9 protein-coding genes and 2 pseudogenes are annotated in these 13363 nt (G+C 65.8%); 1 reads left to right on the top strand and 10 read right to left on the bottom strand.

Annotated features, from left to right (window positions below; translation table 11 throughout):
• Positions 1–26 precede the first annotated feature (26 nt).
• The 3 genes and pseudogenes from AC1DS3_RS07735 to AC1DS3_RS07725 form a co-directional block, all read right to left on the bottom strand.
• Positions 27–1888: pseudogene (locus AC1DS3_RS07735) on the bottom strand (ATP-dependent DNA helicase).
• Between the two features lie 84 nt (positions 1889–1972).
• A complete protein-coding gene (locus AC1DS3_RS07730) occupies positions 1973–2176 on the bottom strand; it encodes a DUF465 domain-containing protein (RefSeq protein WP_150987726.1) in 204 nt (67 codons plus the stop codon).
• Positions 2177–2321: 145 nt separating this feature from the next.
• Positions 2322–3134, bottom strand: a complete 813-nt coding sequence (locus AC1DS3_RS07725) for a hypothetical protein (protein ID WP_477126952.1) — start codon at positions 3132–3134, stop codon at positions 2322–2324.
• 200 nt (positions 3135–3334) lie between these two features.
• On the opposite strand from AC1DS3_RS07725, the gene AC1DS3_RS07720 reads away from it, so the two are divergent.
• Positions 3335–5704: a Tex family protein gene (locus tag AC1DS3_RS07720; RefSeq protein WP_441630666.1), complete on the top strand. Its 2370-nt coding sequence runs from the start codon at positions 3335–3337 to the stop codon at positions 5702–5704.
• Between the two features lie 120 nt (positions 5705–5824).
• Here the strand turns inward: AC1DS3_RS07720 and AC1DS3_RS07715 are convergent, their stop codons facing one another.
• From AC1DS3_RS07715 to AC1DS3_RS07685, 7 genes and pseudogenes are all read right to left on the bottom strand, one after another.
• Entirely contained in the window at positions 5825–7723 is a 1899-nt protein-coding gene (locus AC1DS3_RS07715) for a potassium transporter Kup (RefSeq protein WP_477126951.1), read from the bottom strand.
• Between the two features lie 330 nt (positions 7724–8053).
• Complete coding sequence (locus AC1DS3_RS07710) at positions 8054–8773, bottom strand: ABC transporter ATP-binding protein (RefSeq protein WP_477126950.1); 720 nt, start codon at positions 8771–8773, stop codon at positions 8054–8056.
• The gene (locus tag AC1DS3_RS07705; protein WP_441630660.1) at positions 8770–9603 is read right to left on the bottom strand and encodes an ABC transporter ATP-binding protein; all 834 of its coding nucleotides are present in this window, start codon (positions 9601–9603) and stop codon (positions 8770–8772) included. Before AC1DS3_RS07705 ends, AC1DS3_RS07710 begins: the two co-directional genes overlap by 4 nt.
• A pseudogene (locus AC1DS3_RS07700) lies at positions 9600–10338 on the bottom strand (branched-chain amino acid ABC transporter permease). The gene AC1DS3_RS07705 and the pseudogene AC1DS3_RS07700 overlap by 4 nt, the downstream one beginning before the upstream one ends.
• A 58-nt stretch (positions 10339–10396) precedes the next feature.
• The gene (locus AC1DS3_RS07695) at positions 10397–11263 is read right to left on the bottom strand and encodes a branched-chain amino acid ABC transporter permease (protein ID WP_150987739.1); all 867 of its coding nucleotides are present in this window, start codon (positions 11261–11263) and stop codon (positions 10397–10399) included.
• 110 nt (positions 11264–11373) lie between these two features.
• Positions 11374–12555, bottom strand: coding sequence for an ABC transporter substrate-binding protein (locus AC1DS3_RS07690; RefSeq protein WP_441630658.1), 1182 nt, complete (start codon positions 12553–12555; stop codon positions 11374–11376).
• Positions 12556–12700: 145 nt separating this feature from the next.
• On the bottom strand, positions 12701–13363 hold a 663-nt coding region (locus AC1DS3_RS07685; protein ID WP_477126949.1), incomplete at its 5' end, for an alpha/beta fold hydrolase.

Here is a 13363-nt window from a genome sequence, read left to right as displayed (position 1 = left end):
TGTTGCCCGCCGCCCGCGCCAGGCGGTCAATCGGGCGCGGCTTCCCCTCCGGCGCCGTCGGCCGCCGGCGCGCTTTCGCCATTGCGCAGCGACTCCAGGAAGTGGACCACCGTCTCGACCTCGCGCGTGCGCTTGAAGGGCGGCAGGCTCTGCCAGATCTGGCGGCCGTAAGGCTTCTCCACCAGCCTGGTATCGCAGATCACCAGCACGCCACGGTCGGATTCCGAGCGGATCAGCCGTCCGGCGCCCTGCTTGAGCGTGATCACGGCATGCGGCAGCTGATGCACGGCGAACGGGCTCAGGCCCTTCTTTTGCAGCACTTCCATGCGCGCCGCCAGCACGGGGTCGTCGGGCGGGGCGAACGGCAGCTTGTCGATGATGACCAGCGAGAGCGCCTCGCCGCGCACGTCGACGCCTTCCCAGAAGCTCTGGCTGCCCACCAGCACCGCGTTGCCAAGCTCGCGGAAGCGATCCAGCAATTCGGTACGGCTGGCCTGGCCCTGCACCAGCAGGGGCAGCTCCAGGCCACGTTCCGCAAAGGCCTCGTAAAGCAGGTCGGAGGCGCGCTGCACTGCCCGCAGCGTGGTGCACAGCAGGAAAGCGCGGCCGCCGGCGGCCTCGATCAGCGGCAGCGCGGTCTGCACCACGGCGTCGGTGAACTGCGGCGACTGCGGCGCCGGCAGGTCGCGCGGCACATAAAGCAGGCCCTGCGTGGCGTAGTCGAACGGACTCGGCAGCGTCAGCGACTTGTCCTTGTCCAGGCCAAGCTGGGCCGCATAGTGCGTGAAATTGCCCTTCACGGATAGCGTAGCCGAGGTGAAGATCCAGGCGCGAGGGTGCCCTTCGCGCTGGCGCGTGAAGATTGGCGCGATCGACAGGGGCGTGCGGTGCAACTGCACGGTCTGCGAGAACACCTCGACCCAGCGCACGGTTTCCGGCCCGAAGGCCGCGCTGGCCGGGGCTTTTTCATCGCCATCGACTGCAGCGGGTGCTGGCACCGCCTTGGCATCGTTGCGCCAGGCGGCCAGGCGCTGGTCGAGCTCCACCGCGCGGCGATGGCACTGCTCCAATGGCTCGGCACGTTCGGCCTGGCTTTCCAGCAGGGTCACAAACTCCGACAGCGCGGTTTCGAGCGACGCAGCACCACGTCGGCAAAGAACAGGTGGTGGTTGACTACCACGATGTCGGCCTGCTGTGCTTCCTTGCGAGCGCGCATCACAAAGCACTCTTTGTAGTTCGGACACTCCGTGCCCATGCAGTTGTCGCGGGTCGAGGTAACCAGCTGCCAGACCGGCGCGTTTTCCGGCACCGAGGCCAGCTCGCCCTTGTCGCCCGACGACGTGACCTTGGCAAAGCGGGCGATCTCGCGCAGCCAGGCGGCATCCTGGCGCGAAGCCAGGCGGCCCTGGATCTCGGCCCGCTCCAGGTGGTAATGGCAGAGGTAGTTGGCCCGCCCCTTGAGCAGCGCCACCGACACCGGCACATTGAGCGCTTTGCGCACCGTGGGGATATCGCGAAGGAAAAGCTGGTCCTGCAGGTTCTTGGTGCCGGTGGAGAGAATCACCTTGCCGCCCCACAGCATGGCCGGAACCAGGTAGGCGAAGGTCTTGCCCGTGCCCGTGCCGGCCTCGACGATGACCGTGTCCGCGCGCTCGATCGCCCCGGCCACGGCGGCGGCCATCTGCTCTTGCGCCGCGCGCGRGCGATAGCCTTCGATGCCGGTGGCCAGTGTCCCGGTCTCGGCAAAGATAGTGGCCAGTTGGGCAGCGTGCGAAGCCGCCGTCCCGGACGGCCCGGCAGCGCTGGCCGCCGGTGCTTCGGGCGAGTCGGGCGTGTCAGGCGTAGCGGCGTGATCAGACGGGTCTGACGTTACGTTGGCGGCGGGCAGGTCTTCGGAATCGGGCAAGGCGAGGCTTTTTGGCGAGCCGCTTCAAGAGCGGCCCGGGGCAAGGGGAATCGGGGAATCAGGAAATCAGGCGGGCACGTCCGGCTCGAGCTGAAGCTGTAGCAAGGTAATCGCATCCTTGAGCTTGAGACGGCGCTTTTTCAGTCGGCGCAGTTGCAGCTCATCGTGCGCGGCATCCGCCGCCATGCGGTCGATCAGGTAGTCGAGATCGCGATGCTCGATCTGCAATTCCATGATCTGTCGCGATAAGGTGTTCAGGTTGCGGTCCATGGGCTCCCCCGCTCAAAGCCGGCGCTGGGCGCCGGCGGGCCGGTACGGCAAATGACGTGGGCGCGGCCAGATGCATCGCGCCGACGTCTGGTACCGGCTATTGTCGCCGGTATTGCCCCCGGCTGTGGGCGCGGCGCTTAGCCGCTCAGAAACCGAAGGGACGTGGCGCGGACGCCTGACCCTGCTGCTCCTTGGCCTTGGCACGACGCTCGTCGACGTCTTTCTGCCGTTGCTCGGCGTCACGCTGCTTTTGCTMGTAAGCCTTGACATTTTCCTGCCGCTGCTTGGCTTGCTGCGCGCCCTGCTCCTGGGCGGCCTTGACGCRGGCATCGAAATCGGCCTGCTTCTTGTCGTAGGCCTGGGCATTGGCGGCGCGCTGCGGCGCATCGGCCTCGTGCTGCGCATCGCGCAGTTTCTGCTCCTGCTGCTTGCGCTCGTAGCTTTCGCGGCTGGCGCGCTCGTTGGCATCGCGGCTGGGCTGCTCCGCTTCGTACTGGGCGCGCTGGATCGCCTGCTGGCGGTCACGCTCGGCCGCCTTGAATGCGCGCTCCGCGTCACCGACCTCAAGCTCCCGCTTGCGCAGCACCTGCAACTCGGCACGCTGGGCGTCCTTGGCCTTGTCGATGCAATGCGTGACGAAGAACTTGTTGTAGCAATCGTGCTCGGCCGTGCCATAGCGATAGGTGGTCCAGGCGCGCGAGTCGCTGATGGCCTTGCGCTCCGCGGCGAAATCCCGGGGCGGCGTTTGCGCCGCGCCGGCAGCGGCAGGAGGCTGCGCGGCACCAGGTGCCGCCTGCGCCTGGCCGAGCGTTGGCAGGAACAACGCCGCCAGGCCCGTGGCAAGCACGGTAAGCCGCACCTGCGCGCGCAGGAAGCGGGCTGCGCGGAGCACAGCCGGAGTGGCGAGGTGGTCGGGGAACGCGGCCGCAAGGGCGGTCGGATGTGGCTTGACGATCATGCTTGGATTCTAACATCCGCCCTGCCGGTTGCCGTGCTTGTCGCCACGCTTGTTGACATACGGGCGGACCGGCATCCCGGCGCGGCGCCACCGCCCCTGCGGGCGCCCCGGGTCACGCGGGCAACCCCCTGCCCAAGCGCCTCGCCGCATGGCGGCAAGCTTGTGGCAAAATGCCCCGCTTTCGACCGACTGTTTTCCTGATGTCCACTCTGCCAGCTTCCGTCATGCAAAAGATCGTGTCGCTCATCGCGGCCGAACTGTCCGTCCAACCCCGCCAGGTGGCGGCGGCCGTAGAACTGCTCGACGAAGGCGCGACCGTGCCGTTCATTGCGCGCTACCGTAAGGAAGTGACCGGCAACCTGGACGACACGCATCTGCGTAATCTGGAAGAACGCCTGCTCTATCTGCGCGAGATGGAAGAGCGCCGCGCCACCATCCTCGCCTCGATCGAGGAACAGGGCAAGCTGACGCCTGAGTTGCGCGCAGCCGTCGAAGGCGCAGAGACCAAGCAGGTCCTGGAAGACCTTTACCTGCCCTACAAGCCCAAACGCCGCACCCGCGCCCAGATCGCGCGCGAATGCGGGCTGGAACCGCTGGCGCTGGCGCTGCTGGCCGACCCCACGCTGGACCCGCAGGCCGAGGCCGCCAAGTACGTCAACGGCAACCCCACCGCCGACGGCGGCGTGCCGGACGTCAAGGCCGCGCTGGATGGCGCGCGCGACATCCTGTCGGAACAGTTTGGCGAAACCGCCGAGCTGCTCGGCAAAGTGCGCGAGCACCTGTGGAGCCAAGGCCTGGTTACCTCCTCGGTGATGGAAGGCAAGGAAGGCGCGGAAGAAGAGAAATTCCGCGATTACTACGAATACAGCGAAACCATCCGCACCATTCCGTCCCACCGCGCGCTGGCGCTGTTCCGCGGCCGCAATGCGGGCGTGCTGATGGTCAAGCTCGGCCTGGGCGAGGAACAGGACGCGATGGTGCCGCACCCGTGCGAAGGCATGATCGCGCGCCATGTCGGCATCCAGAACCAGAACCGCCCGGCCGACAAGTGGCTGGCCGACGTCTGCCGCTGGTGCTGGCGCGTCAAGGTGCAGCCGCACCTGGAAACCGAGCTGCTGACCCAGCTGCGCGAAACCGCGGAAGGTGAAGCCATCAAGGTGTTCGGCCGCAACCTGCACGAGCTGCTGTTGGCCGCGCCGGCGGGCCCGAAGTCCGTGATGGGCATCGACCCGGGCATCCGCACCGGCTGCAAGGTMGCCGTCGTCGACGCCACCGGCAAGCTGATCGACACCGCCACCATCTACCCGCACGAGCCGCGCCGCGACTGGAACGGCTCGCTCGCCACGCTGGCGCGCATGGCCAAGCAGCACAATGTCATGCTGGTTTCCATTGGCAACGGCACCGCCAGCCGCGAAACCGACAAGCTGGTGCTGGACCTGATGAAGGCATTGCCCGAAGCCAAGCTGACCAAGATCGTGGTCAGCGAAGCCGGCGCCTCGGTGTACTCGGCATCGGAGCTGGCYGCCAAGGAATTCCCGGACCTCGACGTGTCGATCCGCGGCGCGGTCTCGATCGCGCGGCGCCTGCAGGATCCGCTGGCGGAACTCGTCAAGATCGATCCCAAGTCGATCGGCGTGGGCCAGTACCAGCATGACGTGAACCAGCGCGAGCTGGCCCGCGCGCTGGATGCCGTGGTGGAGGATTGCGTGAACGCCGTGGGCGTGGACGTGAACACCGCCTCGGCCCCGCTGCTGGCCCGCGTGTCCGGCCTGAACACGGTGCTGGCGCGCAATATCGTCGAGTACCGCGATGCCAACGGGGCTTTCCCCAATCGCGCCGCGCTGAAGAAGGTACCGCGGCTGGGCGACAAGACGTTCGAGCAGGCCGCTGGCTTCCTGCGCGTCAACGACGGCGACAATCCGCTGGACCGCTCCTCGGTCCACCCGGAAGCCTACCCGGTGGTCAAGCGGATCCTCGACCAGATCAAGAAGGGCCTGCCGGAAGTGATGGGCAACCGCGAAGCGCTGCGCGGCCTGTCGCCGGCATCCTTCACGGATGAAACCTTCGGCCTGCCGACCGTGCGCGACATTCTGTCCGAACTGGAAAAACCCGGCCGCGACCCGCGTCCCGAGTTCAAGACCGCCACCTTCCAGGACGGCGTGGAAGACATCAAGCACCTGCAGCCGGGCATGGTGCTCGAAGGCGTGGTCACCAACGTTGCCGCCTTTGGCGCGTTCGTCGATATCGGCGTGCATCAGGATGGACTGGTCCACATCTCCGCCCTGTCCACCAAGTTCATCAAGGATGCGCACGAGGCGGTCAAGGCTGGCCAGATCGTCAAGGTCAAGGTGATGGAGGTGGACGTCAAGCGCAACCGCATTGGCCTGACCATGCGCCTGGACGACGAGCCCGGCCAGGGCCCGGTCCGCGCGGGCCAGACCGACCGCGGCAACGCGCCGCGCCAAGGTCAGGGTCAGCGGCCCGGCCAGGGCAAGGGGTTCGGCGGCAATCAGCGCCGCGATGAACCGTCAGGCGCCATGGCGGCAGCCTTCGCCAAGCTCAAGCGCTGAGCCTCGCGGGACTGACGTAAAAAAGCCCCTGTGCCATGTGCACAGGGGCTTTTTTTCTTTCCGCGGGCCAGTGAGGCTAGCCCGGCCGCAACTGCCGCATGCGAACCGAGGGGGCTGCCGTCAGATCTCCACCTTGGTTCCCAGCTCAACCACACGGTTTGCCGGAATCTGGAAGAAGTCCGAGGGCTTGGCACCGTTCTGATGCATCCAGGCGAACAGGCTTTCGCGCCACATCGACATGCCCGGCAGCTTCGACGGAATCACCGATTCGCGGGCAATGAAGAACGAGGTTTCCATCAGCTCGAACTGCATGTTGAGCTTGCGCTGGGCCAGATCCAGCACCCGCTGCACATCCGGCGTCTCCTTGAAGCCGTACTCGGACTTGAGGATGAACACACCGCCGCCAAGATCCTTGCAGGTCAGGCGATGGTCATCGTCCACATAGGGCACGTCGCGCGTGACGAAGCTCAGGAACACCACGCGCTCATGCAGCACGCGGTTGTGCTTGAGGTTGTGAAGCAGTGAAACCGGTACTGACTCGGTGTTGCCGGTCAGGAACACCGCCGTGCCTTCGACCCGATGCGGAGGGTGCGCCAGCAGGCCGCCGATAAACGGCTCGAGCGGAATGCCATCTTCCAGGCTGCGTGCGCGCAGCAGCTTGCGCCCGCTGTGCCAGGTCATCAGCAGGAAGAAGGCGGTGCCGCCCATCAGCAGCGGGAACYAGCCGCCCTCGGCGATCTTGAGCAGGTTGGCCGAGAAAAACGCCAGGTCGACCAGCAGGAAGGTCAGGCCGATCAGGGTCACCAGGATCGGGTTCCACTTCCACACGTTGCGCATGACCACGGCGGCCAGGAACGTGGTGATCACCATGGTGGTCGTCACCGCGATACCGTAGGCGGCCGCCAGGTTGTCGGATTTCTTGAAGGCCACCACCACGATCACCACCAGCACCAGCAGGAGCCAGTTGATGACCGGCAGGTAGATCTGGCCGATTTCAGCGTCCGAGGTATAGCGGATGCGCATGCGCGGCACAAAGCCCAGCTGGATAGCCTGGCTGGTCAGCGAGAAAGCACCGGAGATAACAGCCTGCGAAGCGATCACCGTGGCGCAAGTGGCCAGCAGCACCATAGGAATCAGCAGGGGCTGCGGCACCATCAGGTAGAACGGGTTGCTGACGGCTTCGGGGTTCTGCAGCAGCATCGCGCCCTGGCCGAAGTAGTTGAGCATCAGGCAAGGCATCACCACCGCGAACCAGCCCGTGCGGATCGGCCGGATGCCAAAGTGGCCCATATCGGCGTACAGCGCTTCCGCGCCGGTCAGCACCAGGAACACCGAGCCAAGCACCACGAAGGCCTGCAGCGAATGCTCCATCAGGAAGGTCACCGCGTAGTACGGGTTGACGGCCATCAGGATCGCKGGCACGTGCATCATGTGATACACGCCCAGGGCGCCTAGCGCGGCGAACCACACCATCATGATGGGCCCGAACAGCTTGCCCACTGCGGCGGTGCCGCTGCGCTGGATCATGAACAAGGCCACCAGGATCACCAGCGTGATCGGTATGACGAAGTGTGTAAGCCCGGGCGCGGCGATCTCCAGGCCCTCCACCGCGGACAGGACCGAGATCGCCGGGGTGATCACCGCGTCGCCATAGAACATGCAGGCGCCGAAGATGCCGAACATCATCAGCAGCTTTGCCATGCGCGAGCGCGGCGTCGCGGTACGCAGCGCCAGCGCCATCAGGGCCAGGATGCCGCCCTCGCCGTCGTTGTCGGCGCGCATGACGAACATCACGTACTTGAGCGAAACCACGATGATCATCGCCCAGAACAACATGGAGATGATCCCCATGACGGCGGCGTCGCTAAAGGGGATGCCGTGCTCGGTGCTGAAGCACTCCTTCAGGGCGTACAACGGGCTGGTACCGATATCGCCGAAGACGACGCCGATCGCCCCGATCACCAGCGCACGCTTGCTGGGACTTTCGACGAAATAATGACTGGATGCGGGCTGGGTCATGGATAAGGGTAAGGTTGAAAGGCTCGCGCAACCGCTTCGGCGCACGGATATGTGCGCCCGGGATGGCGCAACGGCACCGTGCCGCTATTGCATTGCACAAACGCGCGCCATTCTAGATGAAGTGCCGGGTGACGACCACTAGGGAGCATCCCGCCTTGAGGAACCTGCCTCGTGCTGGTGACGTGGCAAGCATGCGAGGGAAGTCCCGCCCGGTCAAGCGCTTGCGCGGGGTGGACCACCAAATCGCCCACGAATAGGGGGATACGCACGTTGCTGCACCGCCACAAATTGTGTGCAGTTAGTCACAATTGAACAGGGATCGTGTGCGGATCAAACGCCAAGATAGCGATCCAGCAGGCCGGGTTCCACCGCCAGTTCGCCCGCAGGCCCGTTCATGACGACCACGCCCTTCTCCAGCACCACCACGCGATCCGCATTGGCCAGCACCGTGCGGTAGTTGCGATCCACCACCACGGATGCAATGCCGGTGGCGCGCACGGTGGCAATGACCTGCCAGATCTCGGCGACAACGCGTGGCGCCAGGCCTTCGGTCGCCTCATCGAGGATCAGGCAGTCCGGGTTGGTCAGCAGGGCCCGTCCGATAGACAGCATCTGCTGCTCGCCGCCGGACAGCTGCTGMCCACCGTGGCCAAGGCGCTCCTTGAGGCGCGGGAACAGGTCCAGCACCCTTGCCTCGTCCCAGTCCATCCGGCCTGACGGCCCTTTGCGCGCCGCCATCAAGAGGTTCTCGCGCACAGAGAGATTGGGGAAGATGCCCCGTCCTTCGGGCACATAGGCCACGCCCAGGCGTGCCACTTCATATGGCTGCGCACGGGAGACGTCGCGCCCGCCAGCGAGGATGGTGCCCTCGCGCTGCCGCACATGGCCCAGGAGGGTACGCAGCAGCGTGCTCTTGCCCATGCCGTTGCGCCCCAGCAAGCCCACGGTCTCGCCCGTGCCGACGCTGAAATCGATCCCGCGCAGGACGTKGCTGCTGCCATACCAGGCATGCACACTGCGTGCGGCAATCATCTCGCTTTGCGCGCTCATGCTGCCTGCTCCCCATGCAGGGCCGCCTGGCGGGAATCTGCCCTCTCCTCCCGCCCTTCGGCCTCCTCGCCCAGGTAGGCCTGCTGGACTTCGCGATTGACGCGGATCGCTTCGGGATCGCCCGAGGCGATCACCGTGCCGTTGACCATCACCGTGATCCGGTCCGCCACGGAGAACACCGCCTCCATGTCGTGCTCGACCAGCAGCACCGCATGGCCATCGCGCAGCGAACGCAGCAGCGCAAGCATGCGTGCCGACTCCTCCGCGCCCATGCCGGCCAAAGGCTCATCCAGCAGCAGGACGGTGGGCTGGGTGGCCAGGCACATCGCCACCTCGAGCTGGCGCTTCTGGCCATGCGACAGCGCCGTGGCAACGGTATCCGCGCAGCCCGCCAGGCCGGCGCACTCCAAGGCTTCGTCGCCCAGCGCGCGGCTGGTGCGGCAACGCTGCGCGCCCTCCCACAGCCGCCAGGCCCGCTGCGCGCGCGACTGTGCCGCCAGGCGGCAGTTCTCGCGCACCGTCAGCGGCAGGAAGATATTGTTGCGCTGGTAGCTGCGGCCCACGCCTTCGCGCGCCAGGCGCGGCTGCGACCAGCCGGTCACGTCGCGCCCCTGCAACTGCAACGCGCCGGACGACGGCGGCAGCTCGCCCGATAACATGTTGATCAGCGTGGACTTGCCCGCGCCATTGGTGCCGATCACCGCGTGGATCTGATGCAAGGCCAGGTCCAGGTCCACGTCGCCCACCGCGGTGAGGCCACCAAAGCGGCGGGTCAGCTTGCGGGCCGACAAGACCGGTGCGGGCACAGGTGCAGGTACAGGTGTGTTCATCGTGATCCYCCTTGGCGCCGGCGCGCGGCACCACGGGCCAGGCTGATCAATCCATGCGGCAGCATGGCCACCGCCAGGATGACGAAGCCGCCCATCAGCAACTGCCAGTGCTTGGTCAGCGTGCTGAACCACTCGGCGAGCAAGACGAAGGAGAAGGCCCCCAGCACCGCGCCCGCCAGGCTGCCGGCCCCGCCCAGGATCACCATCAGCATGGCGTTGCCGGACTGGTGCCAGGATGCGATCTCCGGATTGACGAAGCCGTACTGGATGGCATACAGGTAGCCGGCCAGGCCGGCGAAGGTGCCAGCCACCACGAAGGCGCCAAGCTGGTATCTTGGTGTCGTGAAAAACGAAATACACCATCTGCGCGAAGGCCAGCGTGACCATGATGAAATAGATGCCGCGCGTACGCAGCACCAGCGCGCCCACCACCAGCGCCAGCAGCGCGGCCGCGCCAAGCGCGCCAAGCAGCAAAAGCCAGCCGTTGCCCGGACCGGCCTGCGGCGCCATCATCGCGGTGGCGTAGGCGGCCATGGCAAAGTAGGCCGCATGGCCCAGGCTGACCAGCCCGGTGTAGCCGATCAGCAACTGCAGCGACAGCGCGAAGATGGCCATGATCATGACCTTGCTGACCAGCTCGATGTAAAAACGCTGCCCATCCGCATTCAGCAGTAGCGGCAGCACCGCCAACACTGCAAACGCAGCCAGCCAGCCCAGGCCGCCCAGCCAGGGCATGGGCTGGCTGCGCGCGCGCGCCGGCCCCTCCAATGCATTGGTATCGCTCGGCATATCCCTACCCCGCCTTGAACAAGCCCTGGGGTTTCCAGAGCAGGATGAGTGCCATCAGCAGGTAGACCAGCACGCCGGAGGCCTCCTGCCAGAACACCTTGCCGAACGTGTCGACGAAACCCAGCAGCAGCGAGGCCACCATGGCCCCCTTKACCGAGCCGATGCCGCCGATCACCACCACCACGAAGCATACGATCAGCACCTGGCTGCCCATGCCCGGATAGACCGACGACACCGGCGCGGCGATCATGCCGGCCAGCACCGCCAGGGCCACGCCCAGCGCAAACACGAAGCGGTACAGCACCGTGACGTTGATGCCCAGCGACTGCACCATCTCGCGATTGGTGGCGCCGGCGCGAATCATCATGCCAAGGCGCGTGCGGCGAATGACCAGGTACATGGCCGCGGCCACCAGCAGGCAGATCGCGGAGATGAACAGGCGATAGACCGGATAGGTCATGTCATTGCCGATCGGCAGAGCCCAGTCGAGCATGGCCGGCACCGTCACGCCATGTACGTCGTCGTCCACCAGGATGCTGCGCAGTTCCTCGAACACGAGGATGAGCCCGTAGGTCATCAGCACCTGCTGCAGATGCTCGCGCTCGTAGAGATAGCTGAAGAACACCCACTCCAGCACGTAGCCGAACGCCACCGCCAGCACAATGCCCAGCGGAATGGCGATCAGCAGGCTGCCGGTCAGCCCGGCCAGCGTGAAAGCCAGGTAGGCGCCCAGCATGTAGAAGCTGCCGTGGGCGAGGTTGATCACGCCCATGATGCCGAAGATCAACGTCAGGCCGCTCGCGACGAGAAAGAGCAGCAGGCCGTACTGGATGCTATTGAGGCACTGAATGAAGAAGGAAACGATATCCATGGATATCCATGCGGCAAAGCGGCAACTCGGTTGCGGTATGCGGCCCGGCTGACGCCGGGCCGGACTTCGGCACTGCGCCTTGGCGGCGGCGGGCCACTGCGTTCACCCGCTCAGAGCCGGCAGCCGCGCGCCGGATCGGCCAACGCCTTCACTGCAACGGCGCCCAGCTTGTTCTCCCGGCCATCGACTTTGCGCAGGTAGAAATCCTGCACCGGATTGTGCGCTTTCGACAGCGTGAACGTCCCGCGCGGGCTATCGACCTTGGTTTGCTCCATCGCCTTGATGACCTCGGCCTTCTTGCTCATGTCGCCCTTGACCGCCCCGGCGCCGGCGCCCAGCAACTGCGCAGCGTCGTAGCCCTGCACGGCGTACACGTCGGGCTGCAGCTTGTAGGCCTTGGCGTATTCCAGGCGGAAGCGCTTGTCGCGCGGGTTGGACAGGCCATCGGCATAGTGCAGCGTGGTTTCGATGCCTTGCGCCGCGGCGCCCTGTGCTTCCAGCGTGCCGTCGGTGAGGAAGCCCGACGCGTAGAGCGGAATCTTGTCCTTGAGGCCCGCCGCAGCCCAGTCCTTGACGAACTTCACGGCGCCGCCGCCGGCGAAGAACACGAAGACCGCATCGGGCTTGATCGATGCGACCTCGGTGATCAGCGCCTGGAATTCCACGTTGGGGAACGGCAGGCTCAACTCCTTCACCACCTTGCCGCCCTTGGCCTCGAAGGCTTCCTTGAAGCCCTTGACCGACTGCTCGCCGGCTGCGTATTTCCACGTCAGCGTGACCACCTTCTTCATGCCGCGCTCGGCCAGCACATGGCCCATGGCGTAGCCCGGCTGCCAGTTCGAAAACGAGGATCGGAAGATATTGGGGCCGCACAGCGGGCCGGTGGCCTCATCCACACCCGCATTGGGAATGATCAGCAGCGTGTTGTTTTCCTTGGCCACCTTGACGATGCCCATCTGTACGCCCGAGTGCACCGTGCCCACCACCACGTCGACCTGGTCGCGCTTGATCAGCTTGGTGGCGTTCTCCGGCGACTTGGCCGGATCGGACTCGTCGTCCACCTTGAAATACTCGATCTCCCGCCCGCCCAGCTTGCCGCCCTGCTCCTGCACGTACATCTTGAAGCCATTCTCGATGGCGTTGCCCAGCGATGCATAGGTGCCCGTGTAAGGCAGCATGAAGCCAACCTTGATCTTGCCGGTACCCTGGGCATTGGCGCCAGCGGCAAAGGCAAGGGATGCAGCGATGGCTAGGCATGCGGGGGCCAGCCCGCGCGATGTGAAGCGATGCATGGATGTCTCCTGGTGGTCAAGCCGACTTCCGTCGCCTGGGCCGGCATCGCCAGCCTGCGGGACTCCCATCCGTGCGCGGCATTCGCAGACCTCGCGAGCTGCYGGACGGGGGGGAACTGCAGGCCAACGCGCAGGGGGCGCGAAATTATTTTAGGTATGAAGTATGTGCCGTTATAAACCTGACTGCCGCGTCCGTCAACGGCCCGGGCTGGTCGCGGTGAGGCGAGTGGCCGCATCGCGGGAGTTTAAGCAGGACGGTTTGTGGCGCATATCGATGGATACCCTCAATCTGCGCCATGGTGCCGTATTCGTCGTCCTCGCCTTGCACCRCCAGCACGGGACATTGGATCCGCGACAGCAGCGGATGCAGGTCGAAGGCGCGGAACGCTGGATCGAGCCAGATATCGTTCCAGCCCCAGAAGGCGGAATCCACATCGTCGTGATGGCGCGCCAGCTTGCTGCGCAGGTCCGTCTGCAGATAGGTCTCGCGGGTGGCCCGGATACTGCTCACCGAGAGATCCTCCACCAGGATGTGCGGCGCCAGCACGGTGATGCCATCGACCGCCTGCGGAAAACTCGCGGCGTGAATCAGCGCGATCGAGCCGCCGTCGCTGTGGCCGAACAGCCAGGGCTTGCCACGTTTGCGTCCCGGCCCGATCTCGAGTGCGTCGAACAGCGCCGGCAGTGCCTCGCGTGCCTGGCGATGCATGAAATCGACGCCCCACTTTTCCGGGGCGGGACGCGGGGTGGAGCGCCCATAGCCATAACGCGACAGCACCAGCCCGCGAAAGTCGCCAGCCTCGCACAG

The organism is Cupriavidus sp. 01L46 (assembly GCF_056399905.1).
Note: the sequence above shows the minus strand (reverse complement) of the source record. Positions and strands in the feature narration are given on the sequence as shown.

Coding starts and splice junctions, on each gene's coding strand:
- AC1DS3_RS07705 (WP_441630660.1), bottom strand. CDS start 9,603: ATGAACACACCTGTACCTGCACCTGTGCCCGCACCGGTCTTGTCGGCC.
- AC1DS3_RS07690 (WP_441630658.1), bottom strand. CDS start 12,555: ATGCATCGCTTCACATCGCGCGGGCTGGCCCCCGCATGCCTAGCCATC.
- AC1DS3_RS07730 (WP_150987726.1), bottom strand. CDS start 2,176: ATGGACCGCAACCTGAACACCTTATCGCGACAGATCATGGAATTGCAG.